This window comes from Microbispora sp. NPDC004025 (assembly GCF_053604425.1).
The window spans coordinates 568,726-590,995 of the sequence record NZ_JBSGHN010000004.1; the positions used below are offsets into that span (position 1 = coordinate 568,726).

At 71.8% G+C, this 22,270-nt stretch carries 22 protein-coding genes; 12 read left to right on the forward strand and 10 right to left on the reverse strand.

Going from position 1 to position 22,270, the window contains the following annotated elements; genetic code table 11:
* Positions 1-104: 104 nt before the first annotated feature.
* The gene (locus tag ACWEQG_RS14635; RefSeq protein WP_452284818.1) at positions 105-1,688 is read left to right on the forward strand and encodes an ROK family transcriptional regulator; all 1,584 of its coding nucleotides are present in this window, start codon (positions 105-107) and stop codon (positions 1,686-1,688) included.
* Here the strand turns inward: ACWEQG_RS14635 and ACWEQG_RS14640 are convergent.
* Together ACWEQG_RS14640 and ACWEQG_RS14645 are read right to left on the reverse strand one after the other, a co-directional pair.
* Positions 1,685-1,882 carry a hypothetical protein gene (locus tag ACWEQG_RS14640; protein ID WP_452284820.1) on the reverse strand — a complete coding sequence of 66 codons (198 nt, stop codon included), beginning with the start codon at positions 1,880-1,882 and terminating at the stop codon, positions 1,685-1,687. The two genes, ACWEQG_RS14635 and ACWEQG_RS14640, sit on opposite strands and share 4 nt — an antisense overlap.
* 7 nt (positions 1,883-1,889) lie before the next feature.
* Entirely contained in the window at positions 1,890-2,102 is a 213-nt protein-coding gene (locus ACWEQG_RS14645) for a hypothetical protein (protein WP_363462054.1), read from the reverse strand.
* A gap of 196 nt (positions 2,103-2,298) precedes the next feature.
* On the opposite strand from ACWEQG_RS14645, the gene ACWEQG_RS14650 reads away from it, so the two are divergent.
* From ACWEQG_RS14650 to ACWEQG_RS14670, 5 genes are all read left to right on the forward strand, one after another.
* Positions 2,299-2,802, forward strand: a complete 504-nt coding sequence (locus ACWEQG_RS14650) for a VOC family protein (protein ID WP_452284822.1) — start codon at positions 2,299-2,301, stop codon at positions 2,800-2,802.
* Between the two features lie 294 nt (positions 2,803-3,096).
* The gene (locus ACWEQG_RS14655) at positions 3,097-3,954 is read left to right on the forward strand and encodes an SAM-dependent methyltransferase (RefSeq protein ID WP_452284824.1); all 858 of its coding nucleotides are present in this window, start codon (positions 3,097-3,099) and stop codon (positions 3,952-3,954) included.
* A 201-nt stretch (positions 3,955-4,155) separates the two neighbouring features.
* Positions 4,156-4,506, forward strand: coding sequence for an STAS domain-containing protein (locus ACWEQG_RS14660; protein WP_452284826.1), 351 nt, complete (start codon positions 4,156-4,158; stop codon positions 4,504-4,506).
* 230 nt (positions 4,507-4,736) lie between these two features.
* Positions 4,737-9,149: an HAD-IC family P-type ATPase gene (locus ACWEQG_RS14665; protein ID WP_452284828.1), complete on the forward strand. Its 4,413-nt coding sequence runs from the start codon at positions 4,737-4,739 to the stop codon at positions 9,147-9,149.
* Between the two features lie 182 nt (positions 9,150-9,331).
* Entirely contained in the window at positions 9,332-10,009 is a 678-nt protein-coding gene (locus ACWEQG_RS14670; protein WP_452284830.1) for a carboxymuconolactone decarboxylase family protein, read from the forward strand.
* 55 nt (positions 10,010-10,064) lie between these two features.
* Here ACWEQG_RS14670 and ACWEQG_RS14675 read toward each other — a convergent pair whose 3' ends face one another.
* Positions 10,065-10,460, reverse strand: a complete 396-nt coding sequence (locus tag ACWEQG_RS14675; RefSeq protein ID WP_452284831.1) for a nuclear transport factor 2 family protein — start codon at positions 10,458-10,460, stop codon at positions 10,065-10,067.
* 332 nt (positions 10,461-10,792) lie between these two features.
* Here ACWEQG_RS14675 and ACWEQG_RS14680 point away from each other — a divergent pair, with 332 nt between their 5' ends.
* Together ACWEQG_RS14680 and ACWEQG_RS14685 are read left to right on the forward strand one after the other, a co-directional pair.
* Positions 10,793-11,347, forward strand: coding sequence for a carboxymuconolactone decarboxylase family protein (locus ACWEQG_RS14680; RefSeq protein WP_452284833.1), 555 nt, complete (start codon positions 10,793-10,795; stop codon positions 11,345-11,347).
* On the forward strand, positions 11,347-12,900 hold the full coding sequence (locus ACWEQG_RS14685; protein ID WP_452284835.1) for an NAD(P)-binding domain-containing protein: 1,554 nt from the start codon (positions 11,347-11,349) through the stop codon (positions 12,898-12,900). Before ACWEQG_RS14680 ends, ACWEQG_RS14685 begins: the two co-directional genes overlap by 1 nt.
* A gap of 9 nt (positions 12,901-12,909) precedes the next feature.
* On the opposite strand, the gene ACWEQG_RS14690 is transcribed toward ACWEQG_RS14685, so the two are convergent.
* The 5 genes from ACWEQG_RS14690 to ACWEQG_RS14710 all read right to left on the reverse strand — a co-directional run bounded on the left by ACWEQG_RS14690 (position 12,910) and on the right by ACWEQG_RS14710 (position 17,661).
* Positions 12,910-14,049, reverse strand: coding sequence for a carboxylate-amine ligase (locus tag ACWEQG_RS14690; RefSeq protein ID WP_452284837.1), 1,140 nt, complete (start codon positions 14,047-14,049; stop codon positions 12,910-12,912).
* 106 nt (positions 14,050-14,155) lie between these two features.
* A complete protein-coding gene (locus ACWEQG_RS14695) occupies positions 14,156-14,665 on the reverse strand; it encodes a hypothetical protein (RefSeq protein WP_452284839.1) in 510 nt (169 codons plus the stop codon).
* A 152-nt stretch (positions 14,666-14,817) separates the two neighbouring features.
* Positions 14,818-16,227: an aldehyde dehydrogenase family protein gene (locus tag ACWEQG_RS14700; protein WP_452284841.1), complete on the reverse strand. Its 1,410-nt coding sequence runs from the start codon at positions 16,225-16,227 to the stop codon at positions 14,818-14,820.
* Between the two features lie 126 nt (positions 16,228-16,353).
* The gene (locus tag ACWEQG_RS14705) at positions 16,354-16,962 is read right to left on the reverse strand and encodes a cupin domain-containing protein (protein WP_452285110.1); all 609 of its coding nucleotides are present in this window, start codon (positions 16,960-16,962) and stop codon (positions 16,354-16,356) included.
* An 84-nt stretch (positions 16,963-17,046) separates the two neighbouring features.
* Positions 17,047-17,661: a pentapeptide repeat-containing protein gene (locus tag ACWEQG_RS14710; RefSeq protein ID WP_452284843.1), complete on the reverse strand. Its 615-nt coding sequence runs from the start codon at positions 17,659-17,661 to the stop codon at positions 17,047-17,049.
* 146 nt (positions 17,662-17,807) lie between these two features.
* Here ACWEQG_RS14710 and ACWEQG_RS14715 point away from each other — a divergent pair, with 146 nt between their 5' ends.
* Positions 17,808-18,908, forward strand: a complete 1,101-nt coding sequence (locus ACWEQG_RS14715) for a L,D-transpeptidase (RefSeq protein WP_452284845.1) — start codon at positions 17,808-17,810, stop codon at positions 18,906-18,908.
* Between the two features lie 67 nt (positions 18,909-18,975).
* Here the strand turns inward: ACWEQG_RS14715 and ACWEQG_RS14720 are convergent, their stop codons facing one another.
* A complete protein-coding gene (locus ACWEQG_RS14720) occupies positions 18,976-19,464 on the reverse strand; it encodes a DUF5946 family protein (protein WP_452284847.1) in 489 nt (162 codons plus the stop codon).
* 187 nt (positions 19,465-19,651) lie between these two features.
* On the opposite strand from ACWEQG_RS14720, the gene ACWEQG_RS14725 reads away from it, so the two are divergent.
* From ACWEQG_RS14725 to ACWEQG_RS14735, 3 genes are all read left to right on the forward strand, one after another.
* Complete coding sequence (locus ACWEQG_RS14725) at positions 19,652-20,137, forward strand: SRPBCC family protein (protein ID WP_452284849.1); 486 nt, start codon at positions 19,652-19,654, stop codon at positions 20,135-20,137.
* Between the two features lie 402 nt (positions 20,138-20,539).
* Positions 20,540-21,379 (forward strand): CDP-alcohol phosphatidyltransferase family protein, encoded by an 840-nt coding sequence (locus ACWEQG_RS14730; RefSeq protein WP_452284851.1) that lies wholly within the window; start codon positions 20,540-20,542, stop codon positions 21,377-21,379.
* Positions 21,380-21,437: 58 nt separating this feature from the next.
* Positions 21,438-21,884, forward strand: coding sequence for a hypothetical protein (locus ACWEQG_RS14735; protein WP_452284853.1), 447 nt, complete (start codon positions 21,438-21,440; stop codon positions 21,882-21,884).
* Between the two features lie 23 nt (positions 21,885-21,907).
* Here the strand turns inward: ACWEQG_RS14735 and ACWEQG_RS14740 are convergent, their stop codons facing one another.
* The gene (locus tag ACWEQG_RS14740; protein ID WP_452284855.1) at positions 21,908-22,264 is read right to left on the reverse strand and encodes a winged helix-turn-helix transcriptional regulator; all 357 of its coding nucleotides are present in this window, start codon (positions 22,262-22,264) and stop codon (positions 21,908-21,910) included.
* Positions 22,265-22,270 lie beyond the last annotated feature (6 nt).

Below are 22,270 nucleotides of genomic sequence, written 5' to 3' on the forward strand. Positions count from 1 at the left end.
GAGGATGTGATGACGCGGGCCGCGGGGTGTGAGACGGGACACACGTGAAGGAGCGCGATGACGCCCGCGTTACCGGTGGTGCGCAACACGGGCGAGGAGGTGCGATGACGCAGGCCCTGCGGCATGACGCGATGCGCGCCCGGAACCTGGCGCTCGTCCTCGGCGCGGTCGGCGCCCGCGGGTCGGTGACGCGCGCCGCCCTGGCCGAGATCACCGGCCTGACCAAGACGACGGTGTCCAAGCTCGTCGCCGACCTGATCGAGGGCGGGCTCGTGGTGGAGACCGGGACCGTGCGCGACGGCGAGCGCGGCAGGCCCGGGGTCGAAATCCGGATCAGCGGGCGGCGCGTGGCCGCCCTCGGGCTCGAGGTCAACGTCGACTATCTCGCGGTGTGCGTGGTCGACCTCGCCCGGACGGTACGGCTGCGCCGTACACAGGCTGTGGACAACCGGACCGCGGCCCCTGTGGATGTGATCGCTCGACTTGGGGATTTGGCCGCCACGGTTGTGGACGAAGCTGTGGAGAAAGGCCTGCGGGTGGTCGGCGGCGTGCTGGCCGTACCGGGTCCTGTGGACATGACCAGCGGGGTCGTCCACAACGCGCCGAACCTCGGCTGGCGCGAGGTGCCGCTGGCCTCGCTCCTGCGGTTCCCCTTCCCCGTAGGTGTGGAGAACGAGGCCAACCTGGCCGCGCTCGGCGAGCTGTGGTTCGGGACCGGCCTGCCCGACTTCCTGCACGTCTCGGGGGAGATCGGCATCGGCGCCGGTCTCGTGGTCCGCGGCCGGCTCTTCCGGGGCGCGCACGGCCTGGCCGGCGAGCTCGGGCACATCGTCGTCTCCCCCGGCGGCCCGCCGTGCCGCTGCGGTGGCCGTGGCTGCCTCGAACAGTACGCCGGGCAGGACGCCCTCCTGACCGCCGTGCGCGGCGCCGCCACGTCGGCCGGGCCCGCCGTGGGCACGCGTCAGGCGGGGGCGTTAGGGCAGGTGCCGGCGGACGAGCCGCGCGAAGGCGCGGACGAAGCGATCGGTGCGGCGCGCGAGAGGAGGCAGGCGACCTCCGGCATGCCGGACGACGGCGGGGCAGGGGCCCCGGTGGACGGCACAGCCCGGGCGACGGCCCAGTCGCCAGCCGATGACGGAGCGGACGGCACCGCCTCCGAGGCGGACGACGGCGGAACAGGGGCCACAGCCGGCGGCGGGGCAGGGGCCACGGACGGCGGCTGGACGGACGGCGACGGGACGGGGGTCACCGACGCTCACGGGCGGACGGCACCGCCTCCGGGACGGACGATCCGGGCGGAGGGGGCGGTGGCGTCCGCGTCGCCCTCGCCGGAGACGCTCCTTCCCGCGCAGCAGGGCCTGTCGTGGGTGCTTTCCCGGCTCCGCGAGGGCGACGAGAACGCGCGCGCCGCGTGTGAACGGGCGGCGTGGGCGCTCGGCGTGGCCCTGTCGTCGGCGGTCAACCTGGTGGACCCCGACGCCATCGTCCTCGGCGGGATCTACGCACCGCTCTTCCCCTGGATCGGCCACACGGTCGCCGACACGCTGAAGGCCCACCTCGGGCAGATGCGCGGCGCCGTGCCGCCCGTGGTCGTCTCACGGCTCGGCGCCGAGGCCGCCGCCCTCGGCGCGGCCGGCCAGGTGATCGAGCAGGTCATGGCCGACCCCGCCGCCCTCCTGCAGGGCTAGTGAGCGCCGCCGTCCCGTCGAGTGGCCCGCAGCGTGGCCCGTTGAGCGGCCTGCAGCGTGGTCCGCTGAGTGGCCTGCAGCGTGGTCCGCTGAGCGGCCTCGTACTGCCCGCGCTCGAAGACGAAGGGCTCGAGCGCGCTCAGATCCCACTGGCCGTCCCTGCGGCCGTTGCGCAACCGGGGCTCACGGGGCATACCGGGATCACAGGCCCGAGGGATCGCGGCCGAGGCTGATCTCCTCGGCGATGCGCCGCAGTTCGTCGGCGGCCAGCCGGGGCGTGCCGGGCAGGCCGGAGGTCAGCGCCGCGATCACCTGGTGGTAAGGCGCACCGGCATGACGGACGGCGACCTCGTGCACCGCCCGGAACAGGACCAGGTTGTCCTCGCGCTCCCGCGTCGCCCTGTCGACGATCATGACGCCCCCCTTCGCCGGCCTCGACGCCGGCGCCGTTACCCGACCGCCCACTGCGGCGCCGTACGGAACGCCGGTGGGCGGCTCGCCACCCCCTGGCGGCTCTGCCGCTGGCCACCGTACGACCTGCCGCCGACAGTTTCCGGGGAGACCCGGCGATGTACAATTACTTGAGAGTTCAAGTTTTCGGGAGGGCGTCATGCCGGTTCAGCGACTCAACCACGCCGTGCTGTACGTGCGGGACGTCTCCCGCAGCGTGGCCTTCTACCAGGAAGCCCTCGGGTTCCGCGTCGTGCAGGCGTTCCCCGGGGCCGCGTTCCTGCAGGCCGAAGGATCCTCGAACGACCACGACCTCGGGCTGTTCCAGATCGGGACGCAGGCGGGACCGTCGTCCGCCGGGCGCGCGACGGTCGGCCTCTACCACCTCGCGTGGGAGGTGGACACGCTCGCCGAGCTGCAGCGGATCGCGACCAAGTTGTCGGAGCTGAACGCCCTGGTCGGCGCCTCCGACCACTCCACCACCAAGGCCCTCTACGCGAAGGACCCGGACGGGCTGGAGTTCGAGGTCTCCTGGCTGGTGCCCGCCGACCTGCTCACCGAGGAGACCCTGGCGGGGCGCACCCAGATCAGGCCGCTCGACCTGGCCAAGGAGCTGGAGCGGTACGGCGCGCAGACACGCGGCGGGGTCGGCGTCAGCGTCTGATCCGGCGATCGTGGGCGGCCGTCCCCTCGACGGCCGCTCAACGGTCGACCGCGCGCGACCCCGGCCGACCGGGCCGACCGGGCCGACTGGGCTGATCCAGCCCGACCGGCTGACCGGCCGGCTTCGAGCCGACCCATCCCGGCCGGCCCGCTGGGTCCGGCTGGTCTGATGCGCCCGGCCTCGTCCGTTGACCGACCCGTTCATGCCAGTTATCGCAAACATCTCCCTCTCGGCCCCCGCGGGCCTTACCATGATCGCGATCTGGACCCGTACAGCGAGGGAGCAGGACGGATCATGGCTGACGACGACCAGCACGTGAGCGGTGCCCCGGCGAACGACGAGCAGGCGGCGACCAGGATCGACACGAGCAAACCCAGCATCGCCCGTGTCTACGACTTCTTCCTCGGCGGGAAGGACAACTTCGCCATCGACCGGCAGGTGGGCGAGGCGACGTTGAAGATCGCGCCCGACGCCCCCGCGGCGGGCCGCGCGAACCGGGCCTTCCTCCGGCGCGTCGTCCACCATCTCGCGGCCGAGGCGGGCATCCGGCAGTTCCTCGACATCGGCTCGGGCCTGCCGACGCAGGGCAACGTGCACGAGGTGGCCCAGGAGGTCGCCCCCGAGGCGCGGGTCGTCTACGTCGACAACGACCCGATCGTGCTCGCGCACGGCCGGGCGCTGCTCGCCACGAACGGGAGCACCACCGTCGTCGAGGCGGACATCCGCGACCCGGAGTCGATCCTGAACCACCCCGCGGTCGGGGCGCTCATCGACTTCGACCAGCCGGTGGCCCTGCTGCTGTTCGCGATCCTGCACCACGTCAACGACCACGAGGACCCCCAGGGCATCGCCGCCCGATTCCGCTCGGCCCTGCCCTCCGGCAGCTATATGGCGCTGTCCCACTTCCACAACCCGGGGCCCGCCATGCCCGAGGTGTCGGCGCAGGCCACGTCGGCTGAGAAGCTGTTCAACGAGAACCTCGGCACGGGCCGGTGGCGCACCCGCGACGAGATCCTCGCCTACTTCGGCGACCTGCCGCTCCTCGAACCCGGTCTGGTGCCGCTCGCCGAGTGGCGGCCGGATCCCGGCGAGTTCGTCGAACGCGGCATCACCTACCACACGTTCGTCGGCGCCGTCGCCCACAAGCCCTGAGAAATCATCCGGGGCGATAAACGTGAAATACGTCACTGCCCCGCCGTACGACCCGGCAGGCATCGGCGCAGGCCGGGGGCCACGCGACGGCGGGCCGGTGATCGGCGGGGTGGGTGCGGGGACCTCGCTTCGGTTGACATCGGCGAGCAGCGACAGTGATGCTCGGAGGTGGCTGCCCCTCTACAGGAAGGCGGCTCCGACATGATGACCATCAACAGGTCCTTCGAATCCGCTCTGCACAAGCAGAACCTGCTCTATCTCGACAAGCAACTGACCGTACGCGCCTCCGACGACGGCTCCGTACGGCTGATCGGGCAGATCGATCTCACCAACGGCGACGCGCTGGCCGACACCCTCCACAGGCAGTGGGCGAGGCCGGGAACGGGATCCGTGGACGTCGCCGAACTCCAGTTCATCGACCTCTACGGCCTGCGTGCCCTGGCCCTGCTGTCCGACATGCCCCTGGGCCGGCCGATCCGGCTGCACAACGCCACGCCGGCGCTGCGGAGGCTGCTCGCCCTCCTCGACTGGCCCGCATTCACCGTCGGCTGACCCCTCGGTTCCACGGGCCCGTCGGCCGCACCGATCGCGGGCGGTGCGTCTGCCGTTCTCCCGGCTTCTCGTCTCCCGGGTTTCCCGTATCCCGCGTTTCTCGTGCTCCGGATGGAGGAAAGGTATCCGACGACGGTCGTACGACCGTTATGACCAGCGTCTGATCCTTCATACGGGTTCAGGCGGGATTCATCCGTGAGTTCCCCCCGACTCTCGCGAGGAGGGGTGATGTGATCCTGAACCGGGTGCTCAACACGTCCGCGGCCCTGCTGCGCGGCGTGCTGCCCGAGCCGTTCCGAGACCTGATTCCATGCCCTCGTGAGGTGCACGTCTGCCCCGGCGGGTTGCGCATCAACCTGCACGGGATCGGCCGGCCCGGCTCGGAAGCAGCGGCCGGCCGGCTGGAGGAGCGGCTGGAGACCGTCCCCGGCGTCGAGCGCGCCGAGGTCAACGGCCGCATCGGCGCCGTCTTCGTCGCCTGTGACCCGGGCCGGGTCGACCAGGACAAGCTGCTAGCCGTCACCGCGGAGCTCGACGAGCAGGAGGAGCACGCCCACGAGAGCCCCGTCCACCTCGTGGAGGAGCACCTGCGGGCGACCGTGCGGCTGACGGCCGGTGTCACCGGAATCGGGCTGATCTTCCTGGGCAAGGCGATTCGAGCCCCCCGGCTCCCGGCGACCGTGCCCGCGTTGCTGCAACTGGTCAACTCCACCCCCGTGATCCGCGAGCAGCTCGACCTCCGGCTGGGGCGCCGTCCCGCCAACGCCCTGTTCATCACCGCCGGCCTCGTCACCCAGACGCTCACGCTCCGCCCCACGGCGCTGTTCGTGCAGGCCGTCGCGAACGTGGGCCGCTACATCGAGACCAGGGCCAGCCGGTACGGCTGGGAGGGCCTTGAGGAGCGGCTGGCCACGCGCCCGGGGGCCTACCGCCACATCCGCGCCGCGACCCGGCCGCGCCCGTGCCACCTGCCGCACGGACCGGTCGAGCGCTACGCGGACGTCGTCGCCCCGATCAGCGCCGCCGCCTACGCGGTGACCCGGGTGTTCGCCCGCGGCGAGCGGGCCGCCGCCGTTCTCATCTCGGCCACCCCCAGGGTCGCCGACCTCAGCCGGGAGGCGTTCGCCGGCGCGATCAGCCGTGCGCTCGGCAAGCACGACACGGTCGTCTTCGACGCCGACTGCCTGCGCACGATGGACCGCGTCGACACCGTCGTCCTGGACGCCGCCGCCCTGACCACCGGTTCGTGGACGATCGACCGTGTCGAGCCGCTGCTCGAAGGGCAGGACACCGACGAGCTGTACTCCCGGCTCTACTCCCTCATCGACTTCACCGACCCTGGGCGCACCCGGACGCTGGAGGGCTGGTCGGCCCGGCCGCTGCCCGACCCCGAAGGCCTGGTCGCGGACGCCGCCCTGTGGCGGTCGCGCGGACTGCGGGCGGTGGAGGTGTCCAGGAACGGCACCCGGATCGCCGTCGCCGGTCTCGCCCCGGAGATCGACGCCCTGGCCGTGCCCATCGTCGGCGCGGCCAAGGCGGCCGGCGACGTCTTCCTCGCGGGCGGCGAGGAGGGCTTGCCGCAGCGTCTCGCGATCGGCCGTACGCTGCCGGGCGGCGCCGAGCTCGGCCGGCACGTGTACGACCTTCAGGCGGAAGGCCACTGCGTGGTCGTCGTGTCCCGCCGCGCCCGGCACGCGCTCGCCCAGGCCGACATCGGCGTGGGGGTGGTCGATCCGGAGGGCACCGGCCCGGAGGGCATCGTGCCGTGGGACGCCGACGTCGCCGGCGAGCTGCACGGCGTCCACCTGTTCCTGCGCTGCCTGCCCCGCGCCCGCGCCACCAGTGGGAACGCCGTACGGCTCGGTGCGGCCGGCGCGGTGGTCGGCACCCTGCTGGCCGTCGCGGGCCCGGCCGCCACGGCCCTGCGCCGGGCGCAGCTCGCGAGCGCCGTCGTCTCGCTGGCCGCCATCGTGCTGGGCGAATGGTCCGGGCAGAACGCGGGACGCGTCCCCACCCCGCCGCGCGCCGACACCACCCCCTGGCACGCCATGTCCGCCGCCGAGGTGCTCTCCCGGCTCCGTTCCTCCGCGCACGGGATCGCCGAGCAGGAGGCGGGCAGGCGCCGCACCGAGGCCGCGCCGGAGAAGGCGGAGGGCCCGCACTCGCTGGCCCGGGCCACGGTGGAGGAGCTCGCGAACCCGCTCACGCCCGCCCTCGCCACCGGTGCGGGGATATCGGCCCTCGTCGGCTCGGCCCTCGACGCCGTGCTGATCAGCGGTGTGATGGTCATCAACGCGTTCCTCGGGGGCGTGCAGCGGTACAAGGCCGACCGGGCGCTGCACCGCCTGACCGAGTCGACCGAGGTCCTCGTACGGCTGCGCCGCCCCGAGGGAGTCGTCGAGACGACGACGGACGCGCTCGCGCCCGGCGACGTCATCGAGCTGCGCGCCGGTGACGCCGTGCCCGCCGACGCCCGCGTCATCAAGGCCGTCGGGCTGGAGGTGGACGAGTCCACGCTCACCGGAGAGTCCCAGCTCGTCGCCAAGACGGCCGCGCCGACCGTGGCGGCGGCCATCGCCGACCGCAGCTCGATGGTCTACCTGGGCACGTCGATCGCGGCGGGCAGCGGACGGGCGGTGGTCGTCGCGACCGGCGACATGACCGAGTCGGGGCGCAGCGCCAGGCTCGCGGGCGAGCCGAGCCCGCCCACGGGAGTGGAGCTGCGCCTGCGGGAGCTGAGCAGCCGCATCCTGCCGATCTCGATAGCCTCCGGGGTGGTGCTGCTCGTCACCGACCTCCTGCGCGGACGGTCGCTGGCCGCGGCGCTCACACCGGCCGTGAGCCTGACGGTCGCCGCCGTGCCCGAGGGGCTCCCGTTCATCGCCACCGTGGCGGAGCTGGCCGCCGCGCGGCGGTTGTCCAGGCGTGCCGCGCTGGTGCGCAACCCGTCCACGATCGAGGCCCTGGGCCGGGTCAACGTGCTGTGCTTCGACAAGACGGGCACGCTGACCGAGGGCCGCATCAGCCTGCGGCACGTGTCGGACGGGCGCGCCGGCCGCCCGGTCGAGGAGCTGATCGAGGAGGTGGACGCCGGGCTGCGGCGCGTCCTCGCCGCGGCCGTACGGGCCAGCCCCAAGTCCGGCGTGGGACGGGTCATCGCCCACCCGACGGACCGCGCCGTGCTCGACGGCGCCCAGCGGCTGGACGTCACGCCTGCCGAAGGGTTCGAGAGCTGGGAGCGCGTGGACGAGATGCCGTTCGAGCCGGGCCGCGGCTACCACGCGGTGCTCGGCCGCACCGAGCACGGACACCTGCTCAGTGTGAAGGGCGCCCCCGAGATCGTGCTCACCCACTGCACCACCGTGCACCGCGACACCGGTCCGGTCCGCTGCGACGAGACCGTACGCGCGGAGCTGGAGCAGGAGGTGGAACGGCTGGCCCGGCAGGGATACCGGGTGCTCGCCGTCGCGCAGCGGCCCGCCTCGGACCGCAGCGACCTCGACGAGTCGCGCATCGAGGAGCTGTGCTTCCTCGGTTTCCTCGGCCTGGCCGACCCGGTCAGGTCCACGGCCGCGGAGAGCGTCAGGCGCCTGACGCGGGCCGGGGTGCGGATCGTCATGGTCACCGGCGACCATCCCAGCACCGCCGAGGCGATCGCGGTCGAGCTGAACGCGTTGAACGGCCAGCGCGTCATGACCGGCCCCGAGCTGGACGAACTGGACGACGAGACGCTGACCAAGGTGCTGCCCGACGTGGCGGTCTTCGCCAGGACCACACCCGCGCACAAGGCCAGGATCGTCACGTGCCTGCGCCGGGCGGGGGAGGTCGTCGCCGTCACCGGAGACGGCGCCAACGACGCGCCCGCCATCCGCACGGCCGACGTCGGCATCGCTCTCGGCTCGCGGGCGACGCCCGCCGCGCGGGCCGCCGCCGACCTCGTCGTCACCGACGACCGCATCGAGACGATCGTGGACGCCATCGTCGAGGGCAGGGCGATGTGGACCTCGGTGCGCGACGCGCTGAGCATCCTCCTCGGCGGCAACATCGGTGAGATCGCCTTCACCGTGGGGTCCAACCTGCTGGCGGGCGGCAGCGCGCTCAACGCCCGGCAGCTCCTGCTGGTCAACCTGCTCACCGACATGGTGCCGGCCATGGCGGTGGCCGTACGGCCGCCCGCCTCGACCGACCCGGACAAGCTCCTCGCCGAGGGCCCGGAGGCGTCGCTGGGCGCGTCGCTGACCCGCGACATCTACCTGCGCGCGGCGGTCACGACGGCGGCGGCGACGGCCGCGTGGATCCTGGGCCGCATGACCGGCACCCGCGTGCGCGCGGACACCATCGGCCTGGTCGCGCTCGTGTCCGCGCAGCTGCTGCAGACGCTCTCGGGCGGCGGCCGGGACAGGATCGTCGTGCTCGCGTCGCTGTCGTCGCTGGCCGTCCTGTGGCTCATCGTCACGGTGCCGGGAGTCAGCACGGTCTTCGGCTGCCGGCCGCTCGGCCCGGCGGGCTGGGTCATCGGGCTGGGCAGCGCGGCCGCCGCCACGCTGGTGGGGATGCTCGTGCGGCGCCCGGTCAGGGAGGCGACGACCCGCGCCGAGGCCGAACGCCGCCGGAGCACGGCCCACGTGCCCGTCCCCGCCTGACGGGAGCCACCGGTCCTACCGGGGACGAGCGTTCCGTCCCAGGAGAAACGCCGTCAAGTTCGGGAATTGACAGAAGAATGCCAGCGGCGGACATCTTGCTGAGCCGCCTCCGCCTGGTTGTCCCGCCTTTCTCTTCGCACTGTTGATGGTGGGAGGAAAACCACGAGGAGAAAGTCAGGGAAATGACACACACAGCCACGCCCGCGGCACGCCCCAACGTCGCCACGGAGCTGTCCATCGTCCCTTCTCCACGACAGGGCGGGCGGACCGGGCCGCAGCACACCAATCACCGCGGGGGCACCCAACCGTATATCGCCCTCGCCACCGACGAGCCCGGAGTTCGCGGCCTTTTCCGGTTCCGCCCGGAGGCCGCGCTGCCGATGAACCAACTGGTGGACGTCCTGTTACGCGGGGACGGCACGCTCGGCCGCGGAGAACGCGAATTGATCGGCGCCTACGTTTCCGCGCTGAACCGCTGCCGATTCTGTTTCCACACCCATGCCGCGTTCGCCGCCGTACGACTGCCCGAGGGGATGGACCTGGTCGAGCAGGTGCTCGCCGACCTCGACACCGCGCCGGTGACGCCCAAGATGCGGGCACTGCTGCGCATCGCGGCCTCCGTACAACGCGGCGGCAGGGACGTGACCGAGGAACAGGTCGCCGCCGCCCGTGCCGAGGGCGCCACCGACCTGGAGATCCACGACACCGTCCTCATCGCCGCCGCCTTCTGCATGTTCAACCGGTACGTCGACGGCCTCGGCACGGTGGCCTCCGACGACCCGGAGCACTATCTCGAACGGGCCAGGCTCACGCAGGGGTACGTGGCGGTGCTGGCCGAGGCCCTCGCGGCGGCGGGATGAGGGTGGGGCGGCCGGGCCGGTCCGCCCGGCCCGGCCGCCCCGCCACGAGACGGCGTCAGGCGGAGAACTCGTCGAAGAGATAGGGGTCGTAGGGGTAGCTCCAGCGCTCGGTGATCTTCCCGTCGGCCACGCGGAACACCTGGACGCCGTGGTCGTCGAGGCGGCGGTCGCCGCGCTCACCCCGGACACGGACCACCGCGGCGACCCTGTCGTCTCCGACGAGGAATGATTCCGGCTCGTATCCCAGCGTGTTTCCGGACAATTCACCGAGCCGGGCGAGATAGTTCACCACTTCGTCCTTGCCGCGATATTCGCCGGCCAGGGCGCCGCGGCCCGGGACGTGGAATACCACGTCGTCGGCGAGCAGGGTACCCCTGAGGTAATCGAGGTCTCCTTTGGCCAGGGCGTCGTAGCTCTCCCGCACCACGATCACATTGGGGTGTTCCGACATTACGCACCCTCCGTATTGGGGTTGGCCTATTCGGGTGATTGTGCCGGCGCCGTGCCTCGAACAGTGTCAGCGAACATCGCGGTGAGAACGGACTTACCACAAGGCCAGAGTGCGCTAACCCCACCAGGAAAACGGCCCGGACCTGGCGATTCACCGACACACCCGAATCGCCCGTTGACATCGATGTGGAGGAGTAAGGATCATGAGCATTCGGCGGGCCGTTTCTTCTCGCGATACCGCCGGAAATCGCTATTCGACCGGTCCGGAATCGTCCCGATCCCCGCCGTCCCCTTCTGTCGCCTCCCGCCCGCCCGCCAGTCCGAGGAGTGAGGATGCCCCATATCACCCTGCCCACCGAGGAGCCCGGCATCCTCGGCCTGTTCGGCTACCGGCCCGAGACCGCCACGCCGATGAACGCGCTGGCGGAGGTGCTGCTGCGCGCGGCCCACACGCTGACCAAGGGAGAGCGCGAGCTCATCGCCGCCTACGTCTCGTCGCTCAACCAGTGCCGGTTCTGCGCCTCCTCCCACTCCGCCTTCGCCGCCGCGCAGCTCCCCGAGGGGATGGACCTGGTCGAGCAGGTGCTCGCCGACCTCGACACCGCGCCGGTGACGCCCAAGATGCGGGCGCTGCTGCGCATCGCGGCCTCCGTACAACGCGGCGGCAGGGACGTGACCGAGGAACAGGTCGCCGCCGCCCGCGCCGAGGGCGCCACCGACCTGGAAATCCACGACACCGTCCTCATCGCCGCCGCCTTCTGCATGTTCAACCGGTACGTCGACGGCCTCGGCACGGTCGCTCCCGAAGATCCGGCGGCGTACGCCGCGATGGCGGAGAAGATCGTCGCGACCGGCTACACCGACGGCGCCGCGGAGTCCCGGAACTGATGGCGGACACAGGCCCGGCCGGACGGGCGCACCGTTACCTGATCGTCGGCGCGGGCCCCGGGGGCCTGCAACTCGCCTATTTCCTGCACCGCGCGGGCGCCGACTACCTCGTGCTGGAGCGCGAGGCGGCGCCCGCGGCCTTCTTCCGGCGCTACCCCCGCCACCGCCGGCTGATCTCGCTCAACAAGGTGCACATCAGCGAGAAGGACCCCGAGATCGCGCTGCGCTGGGACTGGAACTCCCTGCTCAACGACTCCCCGGACCTGCAGTTCCCCCGCTACTCGCAGGAGTACTTCCCGCACGCCGACGACCTCGTGCGCTATCTCACCGACTTCCAGCGCGAACACGGCCTCAACGTGCGCTTCTCCACACCGGTGGAACGGATCGAGAAGGCGGACGGGCTGTTCGCCGTGCACGCGGCCGGCGAGGTGCTCCACGCCGAGTGCGTCATCGTCGCGGCCGGCTGGGGCGGGCCGTACGTGCCGGACATCCCCGGCATCGAGCTGGCCCGGGGCTATGAGGACATGCCGGTCCGGGGGGAGGAGTTCACCGACCAGCGAGTGCTGATCATCGGCAAGGGCAACTCGGCGTTCGAGACCGCCCAGGCCATGCTCGGCCACGCCGCCGTGATCCACCTCGCCAGTCCCAGCCCCGTACGGCTCGCCTGGACGAGCAAGCACCCGGGCCACGTGCGCGGCCAGTACGGCGCGCTGCTGGACAGCTACTGGTTCAAGACCCTGCACGGCGTGCTGGAGTGCCGGGTCGACCGGCTGTGGCGCGAGGGCGAGCGGTTCAAGGCGGCGATCACCTACACGCTGGCCGAGGACGAGAGCACGGTGCTCGAATACGACACCGTCCTGCGCTGCACCGGCTTCACCATGGACCGCTCGATCTTCGGAGAGTCCTGCCTGCCCGACCTCGCGCCGAACGGGCGGATGCCGGCCGTCCGGCCCGACTTCCAGTCGGCGAACGTGGACGGGCTCTACTTCGCCGGCACGCTCATGCAGGCGCGCGACTTCAAACGCGCCTCGTCGGCGTTCATCGACGGGTTCCGTTACAACCTGCGCACGCTCGCGGCCCTGCTGGCCGAGCGGTACGAGGGCGCGGAGCTGGAGCACCGGACGCTGCCGGTGGACGCCGCCCAGCTCACCTCGGCGATGCTGGAGCGGGCCAACTACAGCTCGGCGCTGTGGACCCAGTTCGAGTACCTGTGCGACGTCTACGTCGTGGCGGACGGCCGGGTCACGCACTACGCCGACCTGCCCGAGGACTACGCCGTCGAGCGCTTCGGGGACGCTCCGCTCGCCTTCACCGTCACCCTGCGCTGGGGTCCCAGGGACGCCCACGCCGACGTGTTCGCGATCAAGCGGCATCCGGTGCCCGAGCGGGCGCACGAGAGCGCCTTCCTGCACCCGGTCGTACGGGCGTGGCGAGGAGGCGAGCAGGTCGCCGAGCGCCACCTGCTCGAGGACCTCCTGGCCCAGTGGCGCGACCCCGTCCGCCACGTGGAGCCGCTGCGCGCGTTCCTGGCATCGCTGCTTCCCGGCGCTTAGGCGCCTCCGTCAGGCCAGCAGCTGCGCGACGAGGTGGTCCACCACGTCCTCGGCGCGGCCCCGCCGGGCGTGGGCGGCCCACTGTCGGGCCGCCCCGGTGCCGGCCGCGTACAGCACCTTCAGCCGCGCGGTCACCTCGGCGAGGTCGCCGGTCTCCTCCAGGGCCGGGGTGACGTGCCGCAGCAGCGCGTCGGCGAGGTCGCGGGCGGGCCGGCGCACGCCGGTGAGCGGGTCGATGCCGTGGCCGTCGAGGCCGTCCCTGGCCGACTGCCAGTACGCGGCGCGCAGTAGTTCGGGCGACGGCTCGGGTCCGGGGTCGCCGCGCTCCACCCGTTCCAGCGCGGTCATCACCAGTCCCCGTACGACCATCGCGAGCAGCGCGCTCTCGGCCGCGGTGGCGGGCACGTCGGTCACCCTGACCTCGATCGTCGGCAGCCTGGCCGAGGGGCGGACGTCCCAGAAGATCGTCCCGGGGTCCACCAGCACCCCCGCCTCGGCCAGCGCGCCGGTCAGCCGCTCGTACTCCTCCAGAGAGGCGAAGTACGGCGGAGGGCCCGCCACCGGCCACTTGGTCCAGCACAGCGTGCGCCAGCTCGCGTACCCGGTGTCCCGCCCCATCCAGAACGGCGAGTTGGCCATGAGGGTGATCAGCACCGGCAGCCACGGCCGCAGGTGGTTGCCCACCAGCACGGCGCGTTCCCGGTCCGGCAGGTGGACGTGGACGTGACCCGCGCAGATGCTCTGCTCGTCGTGCAGGGCGCGGTAGTTCTCGATGCCCACCTGATACCGGGGACCGTCGATGATCGGCGGCGGGACGACGTCGCCCAGCACCGGCGTGCCCGATGCGACCAGGGCGAGCCCCTCCTCGCGGGCGGCCGCCGCCACCGCCTCCCGCGTGCGGCGCAGGTCCTCCTCCAGCCCGGTCACCCCGGCGTGCGGGCCTGTCTTGGCCTCCACCTGGAACAGGGTGATCTCGGTGTTCGTCCGCTCGCCCAGCGCCCCCGCGGCCCGTCCGACCACCTCTCTCGCCCGCGGCGCCGCCGCCCGGGTGGCGGGATCGACGACGACGTACTCCTCTTCCACACCCATCAGCGGACGAGCCGGGTCGAACGGCGCCGGCCCGGTCGTCACGGTCGTCGCGGCCGTCATCCGCGCTCTCCGGAGAGTCGGCTGCCCAATTCGGCGATCATGAGGAAACCGTACCGAGCGGAACCCGCTCCGTGGGGGCAAGCGGCCTTTCCCGATGGGACGCCCGTCAGCGGTGACGGTGATTGCGGCGGTGGTGCGCCTTGCCGCCGTGGCGGTGCTTCTTCCCCCGGTGCTGCTTCGCCTTGTGGTTGTACGGCTTGTCCGTCACCTGGAACTTCTGGAACCCGAAGTCGGGCAGTGTGATCGGCTTGGAGGGGTCGTCCGAGATCGGGACGACCACCACGTCGTGCCGCACGCCGTCCTTGCCCTTCATGTGGTAGACGGCCTGCTTCGGCTCGCCGGCCGGCCTGGTGAGGGGAGCGGGACCGGCGGCGATCGGCATGGCCACGGGCGCGTACCTCGGCCCGTCATCCAGCCCGTCATCCGGCCCGTCATCCGGGCCGTCGCCCGGACCGGTGGGGCCGTCATCGGGGTTCCGGACCACCGTGTCGGGCGGCGCCGCGGCCGGTGTCACGCCGCCCCCGGACGGGCCGGCGGGCGGCGCGGGGTCGGCGGACGCGGCCGGTCCGGCGATCAGGGTCGCGGCGACGGCCGCGGCGGCCAAGCAGGTGATCATGAGTCTCCCCCGAGGTCACGGATCCTACGAGGAAGACGCTAGGCAGCCGACCGGCGCCGATCACGCGGCCGGCGCCCAATGTCGGGTCAAAGCTGGAACTCGTCCATTCATGGTCATCACCGGGCCGGGGCGACGAGTCCCGGCACAGCGGGTCAGGGCAGGGGGCTCAGGTGCACGACCTTGGTGTGCGTCATCTCGTCGAGCAGCTCGGGGCCGTACCCGAAGCCGTGCCCGCTGGAGCCCAGCGGCTGGGCCGCGCCGCCGGGCGCCCCGCCGAAGACGGCGTTGACCTTGACCGTGCCCACCGGCAACTCGCGCCAGGCGCGCTGGGCGTTGGCCATCGACGGGGTGAGCACGGTGGCCGCCAGGCCGTACCGCGACTCGCGGGCCAGCTCCAGTGCCTCGTCGAACGACTCGGCCACCCGCACCGCCGCGACAGGGCCGAACGTCTCCTCGCGCATGACGTCCATGTTCTCCGTGCAGTCGGCCAGCACGGTCGGCGGGTAGAAGGCGCCCGGCCCCTCGGGCACGTACCCGCCGGTCAGCAGCCGCGCCCCCGCCTCGATCGCGCCGCGTACGTGCCGGTCCACGACGTCGCGCTGGGCCCGGTCGACGAGCGGCCCGAGCGTGGTCTCCTCGTCCACGCCGGGCCCCATGCGCAGCTCCTCGGCCCGCTGCACGAGCGCGGCGAGGAACTCCTCGGCGACCGCGCGGTGGACGTAGACACGCTCGGCCGAGGTGCAGATCTGCCCGGCGTTGGCGAAGCAACCGGTCGCGGCCTGGCCGGCGGCCCACTTCACGTCCACCCCGGCGTCCACGATCAGCGGGTCCTTGCCGCCGTTCTCCAGCAGGGTCCTGGCGCCGGTGCGCGCGGCCACGGCGGCGATGGCCCGGCCCGCGGCGGTGGAGCCGACGTGCGCGACGAGGTCGACGCCCGGGTGCGCGGCCAGGGCCTCACCCGGGTGCCGGTCCCCGGGCACCATGGTCAGCACGCCCGGCGGCAGCTCCGCCGCCATCAGCTCCGCGAGCAGCGCCCCGGTGTGCGGCGTACGCTCCGACGGCTTGTGCACGACCGTGTTGCCGGTCACCACGGCCGCGCCGACGAGCCCGCAGGCGATGGCCACCGGGTCGTTCCACGGCGTGATCACCGCGACCACCCCGCGCGGCTCGTGCACCATCAGGTCGGTGGCGTTCCACCCGCCCTGCAGGCTCCGCCCCCGGTGCAGCGGCCCCAGCTCGGCGTACTGCCGCAGCGTGCCGATCCCCGCCTCCACACCGCCGCGGCTGTCGCCGATCGGCTTGCCCATCTCCCTGGTCACCAGCTCGGCCAGCTCGTCCGCGCGGGCCTCGATCCGGTCGGCCATGCGGTGCAGGCGGGCCGCCCGCTCGGCGGGAGCCGTACGGGCCCAGGAGGGCTGGGCACGGCGGGCCGAGTCGACCGCCCGTTCCACGTCCTCGACGCACCCCGCGGGGAAGTCGCCCACCGGCTCCCCCGTCGCCGGGTCGGCGACCGTGCGGTCCCGCTCGCTCGCGCTCGCCGTCCACTCTCCGTCGGTCAGCACCCAGCGATCCCTGTCCCGCACCCCGGTCCCCTCCCGTGCTCGCTCTACCCGTGCTCGCTCTACCCGTGCGCGCGTACGGTTATCACCCGGCTTCCTCGACTCTCCGTATACGACGGGACGGCCGGCCTACAGCGCGGTGAAGTCGGCGAAGTCGAAGCCGGGGGACACGACGCAGCTCACCAGCACGCCCTCCGTCCCCGCCGGACGGGCCGCCTGCCAGGTGCCCGCGGGCACCACCGCCTGAGGGACCTGCCCGTTCTCCACATCAGGGCCCAGGACGACCACGTCCTCCCGGCCTGGCCGCTCACCGGCGCCGCCGAGCACGAGCGTCAGCGGCCCGCCCCGGTGCCACAGCCAGACCTCGTCCGACCGCACGGCGTGCCAGACGGACTCCTCGCCCGGCTCCAGCAGGAAGTAGATGCCCGTCGCGGTCGCCCGCGCGCCGCCGTACCCCGGGGGTTCGACGGCGACCGCCGCCCGCCACGTCTCGCGATACCACCCGCCCTCGGGGTGCGGCAGCAGCCCGAGCGCCTCGGCGATCGGGGGACGCGCCTGGACCGCCACGAACGCCCCGGTGACGTCCCTGCGCAGGAACCGGAGGGGCGCGCCGGGGTCGTCCTCGTCCACCGCGACGACGGGGTCCGCGCCGGGGAAGGCCGCGGCGGCGACCCGCAGCGCCTCCTCCTCGTCCCGCGCGGGAACTCCCGGCCCATCGGGATAGGCGTCCAGCCTCATCAGCAGCACGCGGCCGATCGTACGGCAGGGGCGCCGCGGCGGGTCCGAGGGTAGGAGCCGGGGCCCGGATTGGCGCAGCGGCGGCTACCGGACGTCGAGGCCGAGCGAGGTGGCGATCGTGACGGCCTGCGGCACGTCGATGACCGCGCCCGCGATCTCGGCCGTACGCGGGTCGAGCGAGGACAGGTCGCTGCCGCGCAGGTCGCAGCGGGAGAAGTCGGCCCGGTGCAGCCAGGCGCCGGACAGGTCGGTCCCGCGGATCGTCGCTCCCGCGCACCGCGCGCCGGTCAGGTCGGCCTCCCGCATGCGCACGTCCACGAACGAGGCGCGGCGCAGGTCGGCCCCCGGCATGCCGGTGAACGACCAGTCGCCGCCCTCGACCTTGAGCAGGTCGTAGGTGCAGCCGTCGAACACGCTGCCGACGAGCTTGCATCCGGTGAAGGCGGCGTCGAAGAACGAGCACCTGACGAACGTGCAGTTCACGAACGCGGAGTGGGTGTGCTCCGAGACGTTGAACCGGACGTCGCGGAAGGTGCACTCGAAGAACTCCGCGCCCCGGCCCGACGCCTCGGTCATGTCCACCCGGACGAAGGCGACGTTGCGGTGGCTCTCCCCCGACAGGTCGCGGCCGTCCCAGTCCTCGGAGTCGATCGTGCTGTCGGTCGGCGCGGCGGGCCTTCCGTACGGACGGTCAGCCACGGCTGCCTCGATGGGAACGCATGCGCCGACAGTATCGCCCATCCCGGCGTTACATGATCGTTACGAAATCGGTCGCACAAAACAGCGGTTTCACACGTTCCAAGTCAGTGCAAACCGCTGTGAAACACCCCTATGAGGAGTAGACCGTGAACACCCTCCGGCGGGCGGCCCACGTCACACTCTCCGTCGCCGCCATCGCCGTCGCTACGGCCTGCTCGGCGGGAGGCACACCCACTCCCGCCGCATCAGTCACTGGTGCGGCCGGTACCGCCACTCAGGCTCCGGCCGCTCAGGCCCGGGACGCGTCCAAGGCGACGGCGGCGAGCGCCCCGCACGCCGCGTCCGGGACGGTACGCAAGGCGGGCAAGCCGAAGCTCGGCATCGCCGACATCACCCCCATGGGGGAGAAGGTCGAGCGGGTCGGCGTCGGTTTCCCGATCATCGTCACCTTCGACCGGACGGTCCGCGACCGGGCGGCCGCCGAAGCCGTGCTGCAGGTCCAGGCCGAGAAGCCGGCCGAGGGCGCATGGCGCTGGGTCTCCGACCGCAAGGTCGTCTATCGCACCAAGACCTACTGGAAGCCGCACCAGAAGGTCCTGTTCACCGCCAGGCTGAGCCAGATCCCCGGCAACCAGGCCGCCAAGGACGTCTCGCGCCGCTTCGCCGTCGGCACCGCCAACATCTCGGTGGTCGACACCAAGAGGCACGTGATGAAGGTGCGCCGTGACGGGAAGCTCGCCAAGACCATCCCGATCAGCGCGGGTCGCGGCGGCCTGCGGCGGGGCGGCGTCGACGTCTACCTCACGACCACCGGCGTGCACCTCGCGATGGGCAAGAAGCGGGTCGAGACGATGACCTCGTCCTGGCTCGGCGTCACCGACCCCAAGGACCCGCTCTACTACAAGCTGGAGATCCCCTGGGCGGTCCGGATCTCCGACAGCGGCGAGTACGTCCACCAGAGCGCGGGCGACTACCAGTTCCTGGGCAAGTCGAACCAGAGCCACGGGTGCGTGCGCGCCACCCCCGCGGGAGCCAAGTGGTTCTACGGCATCAGCCAGCGCGGTGACGTCATCCAGGTCACCGGCACCAAGCGCAAGCTCGACTGGCGTAACGGCTGGAGCTACTGGCAGCTGAGCTGGAACCAGTGGAAGCGCGGCAGCGCGCTGCCCGCCGGCTCGGCGTCGGCCTCCGCCACTCCCACGCCCTCGGCCTCCCCGACGGCCGCCGAGGACGCCCTGCAGGGATAGGCCGTCCGCTCTCCACGGCGCTTCCACCCCCGGTCCGTACGACCCCGGGTGGGAGCGCCGCGTGCTTTCAGGCCGTGCCGCTTGTCCATGACTCCACGGTCGCTTCGGCGACGGCGTGTATGCGTTCGCCGTACGCCGCGTGCCCGTCGGACACGAAGCTGCCGTCCCCGCACGACATCCCGGAGAAGCCCGCGCGGAAGGGCCCGGGGGACACGCCCTGTGGGAGCGGGGCGTACGCCGCGAAAGGCGCCATGTCGTAGCCCGACCGCACCCCGTGCTTGTTGCGCGCCACCTGATGCGCCGCCACGCGCAGCAGCGCGTCGAGGCCCTTGTCCAGATAGAGCTGCAGCATGCGGAACTGCACGTCGAGGTGTTTCTCGTGGCCCCGCGAAGGGTGCTGCAGGAGATACGCGCAGACCACGACCGTGTGCCACTGGTACATCCGGGGATCGGCCTGTTCCTCGGCCAGGATCGCGTAGTAGTAGTCCACGCACTCGCCCAGCGGACCGGCGGCGGCGCCGCAGTCGCACCGGCCCGTATCGGAGCTGTCCGTCATGGCCCGCACCCTAGGTGGCCTGCCACGGCCACGTCGACGCCATTTCCTCCGGAGCTCCGCCGGCGACGCCTCTGAGGCCCGCGTCCTCCCGTGTGTCACGGTCCAGAGAGCACTGCTCTTGACAGACAGGCGCGCCAGAGAGAGCATCGCTCTCGTTGAAGAGCACGTATCTCAATTGGAGACCTCCGTGTCGCTGCTCTATTCGGGCCCGCCCCCCGCCGTCCTGCACGAGGAGTACGCCGCACGGGGACGCGTCGACCCCGACGCCCAGCTGATCTCCTCCTCCCACCTGGTCGTGGACGTGGCCGCCGACCGCGTCTGGGAGGTCATGGCCGACCTGCGGGCGTGGCCGTCATGGGCCTCCCGCATCCGGATCACCGAACTCGGCGAGGTGCGTCCCGGCGCGTCCTTCCGGTGGAGGCTGAACGGCGTGCCCCTGCGGTCACGGTTCGCCGTGGTCGAACCGGCACGGGAACTCACCTGGACGGGCACCTTCCTCGGCCGCTACAGGGCGGTGGACCGGCACGTCCTGGAACCGCTGGAGGGCGGGGGCACCAGGATTACCGTTGAGGAGTCGCTCGCCGGCCCGTTGCTGCCGCTCTTCTACCGGGAGCCGATGCTCAGGGCGAACCACGAGCGGTGGCTCTCGGATCTCGCCCGCGCCGTCGCCTGAGCCGTACGGCGAACGTAGAAATACCGAAAAAGTCGGAATTTGCTTTTTCTGGCTATTTCCTCATACGCCGACGGCCTGTGGAAAAAGTCGACGGGGGTCGCCGGGCGATGCTTTGATGAGCAGTGGAAACAACAAACGCCGGGCAAAGGGCATACAAATGCTTAAGATGCTTCTCCAGCACATGGCGACGCTGCTCGACGCCGATGATCTGCATCTGGGCGACGACTCACACGCGCTCGACCAGGATGACGACTCGGACGAAACGGAAGATCTGGATGACGACTTCTGACGTTTTCCCGCAAATCTTCCATAGATGAGAAAGCCCCCCAAATGACGTTCACACTGCATGACGTACGCTCTCGGACATACAAGGCACGCGACGCCTGGTGGACCGTTTTCCTGGTGGATCCCCTGGCCGGCAGGCTGGTGGTGACGACCGCCAACCGCACGTCCGTCACCCCGAACCAGATCACCTGGGGCGCCTTCGTGCTCGGTCTGGGCTCGGCCTGGTGCTTCCTGCGGGCCGAGTGGCCGTGGCTGGTCGCCGGGGCCGTCCTCTATCACGTGAGCTTCGTCCTCGACTGCATGGACGGGAAGATCGCGCGGCTCAAGGGGACGGGGACGGTCCTCGGCGGCTGGCTCGACTACGTCTTCGATCGCATCCGCGTGCTGGCCTGCACGGCCGCCCTGATGTGGGGGCAGTACGACGCGACGGGGCAGGACGTCTACCCGGCCCTCGGCATCGCCGTGGTGTTCCTCGACATGCTGCGTTACGTCGACGCCCTGCAGATCGCGAAGGTCCGCCGCCAGATGCGCCGGGCGCTGCGACAGGCTTACGAGGAGTCGGCGGGCGGCGGTCCGGTCGCACTGCCGGCGTCCCTGTCGCACGACGACCTCGACAACGACCCCGACGAGATCAGGATCCGCCTGACGGACGCCGTGGACCTGCAGAAGGAGTTCCGCGACCGCTTCTCCTGGTATCCCGGCCTGCGCGAATGGCTGCGTGAGCACCGCATCCGCACGCACCTGGTCAGCGGCATCGAGTTCCAGATGGCCGTGTTCATCATCGGCCCGCTGACCGGCGCGGTCATCCCGGTCACGATCGGCGCGGCCGGCCTGCTGCTGTTGTTCGAGGCCGCCATCATGTACAAGCTCGTGCTGTCGTCGCGGGACCTCAAACGCGCGCTGGCCACGATCCGATCGTCCGCCGAACCGTCCGTCTCGGGCAGCCCCGCCGGTTGATCGTCCCCGGCCGTATCGCACCGGTAGAGGTGCCCTCACCTGGGGTAGCGGTGGGGACATGACCGAACGCGAGGAACCCGCCGGCCTGCCCGATCCCGATCACCGCCGTCCCGAAGGGCTGGACGACGTCACCGTCGACGCGCTGGGCAGGCTCAGCAAGGCGCTGGAGACCATCCACCGGGTCAGAGGCCATCTGTACGCCTTCCACCAGCTCACCGGGACGGCGGACTTCGAGCTCGACAACGCCGTACGGCTGCTGCGGCAGGCCGGGCACGACAAGTGGGCCGACCGGATCGAGCGCGAGCTGATCGGCCGCAACGTCATCCAGGGCCGCTGGACCTTCCAGATCGTCGAGGAGTACGACGACGGCTACTACGCGACCTTCCAGGAGCTGGAACGTCAGGCCCGCAACGAGCTGGCCGGAGGCATCCGGCACCTCTACGAGGCCGAGCTGAAGCAGCAGCGGCGCACACCCGGACAGCCCGGCCACGAGACCACCCCCTGAGCCCCGGGCCGCCCATCGGCGTCTCAGGTGGCGGCGACGTGGTGATCGGCCCGTCCGCCGAGGAGGTGCTCCCGTCCCCACTCGCCGAGCGGCGCCAGTGCCTCGTTCAGCGCGACGCCGAGCGGGGTCAGGGAGTATTCGACGCGCGGCGGCACCTCGTCGTACACCTCGCGGTGCACGATGCCGTCGGCCTCCATCTCCCGCAGGTGCGAGGCGAGCACCTTCTCGGTCACGCCGGGGAGCATCCTGCGCAGTTCGCCGAAACGGCACGCGCGCTCGTTCAGCGCCCAGAGGATCGAGCTCTTCCACTTCCCGCCGATCACCTCCATCGCGGCGTCGATGCCGCATCCGGACGCTCCGGGACGCCGTGCGGTCCGCATGCCCCA

Bases quoted from the DNA above. Each gene is read 5' to 3' on its own strand.
- ACWEQG_RS14635 (WP_452284818.1), top strand. From the start codon at position 105: ATGACGCAGGCCCTGCGGCATGACGCGATGCGCGCCCGGAACCTGGCG.
- ACWEQG_RS14640 (WP_452284820.1), bottom strand. From the start codon at position 1,882: ATGCCCCGTGAGCCCCGGTTGCGCAACGGCCGCAGGGACGGCCAGTGG.
- ACWEQG_RS14645 (WP_363462054.1), bottom strand. From the start codon at position 2,102: ATGATCGTCGACAGGGCGACGCGGGAGCGCGAGGACAACCTGGTCCTG.
- ACWEQG_RS14650 (WP_452284822.1), top strand. From the start codon at position 2,299: ATGCCGGTTCAGCGACTCAACCACGCCGTGCTGTACGTGCGGGACGTC.
- ACWEQG_RS14655 (WP_452284824.1), top strand. From the start codon at position 3,097: ATGGCTGACGACGACCAGCACGTGAGCGGTGCCCCGGCGAACGACGAG.
- ACWEQG_RS14660 (WP_452284826.1), top strand. From the start codon at position 4,156: ATGATGACCATCAACAGGTCCTTCGAATCCGCTCTGCACAAGCAGAAC.
- ACWEQG_RS14670 (WP_452284830.1), top strand. From the start codon at position 9,332: ATGACACACACAGCCACGCCCGCGGCACGCCCCAACGTCGCCACGGAG.
- ACWEQG_RS14675 (WP_452284831.1), bottom strand. From the start codon at position 10,460: ATGTCGGAACACCCCAATGTGATCGTGGTGCGGGAGAGCTACGACGCC.
- ACWEQG_RS14680 (WP_452284833.1), top strand. From the start codon at position 10,793: ATGCCCCATATCACCCTGCCCACCGAGGAGCCCGGCATCCTCGGCCTG.
- ACWEQG_RS14685 (WP_452284835.1), top strand. From the start codon at position 11,347: ATGGCGGACACAGGCCCGGCCGGACGGGCGCACCGTTACCTGATCGTC.
- ACWEQG_RS14690 (WP_452284837.1), bottom strand. From the start codon at position 14,049: ATGACGGCCGCGACGACCGTGACGACCGGGCCGGCGCCGTTCGACCCG.
- ACWEQG_RS14695 (WP_452284839.1), bottom strand. From the start codon at position 14,665: ATGATCACCTGCTTGGCCGCCGCGGCCGTCGCCGCGACCCTGATCGCC.
- ACWEQG_RS14705 (WP_452285110.1), bottom strand. From the start codon at position 16,962: ATGAGGCTGGACGCCTATCCCGATGGGCCGGGAGTTCCCGCGCGGGAC.
- ACWEQG_RS14720 (WP_452284847.1), bottom strand. From the start codon at position 19,464: ATGACGGACAGCTCCGATACGGGCCGGTGCGACTGCGGCGCCGCCGCC.
- ACWEQG_RS14735 (WP_452284853.1), top strand. From the start codon at position 21,438: ATGACCGAACGCGAGGAACCCGCCGGCCTGCCCGATCCCGATCACCGC.
- ACWEQG_RS14740 (WP_452284855.1), bottom strand. From the start codon at position 22,264: ATGCGGACCGCACGGCGTCCCGGAGCGTCCGGATGCGGCATCGACGCC.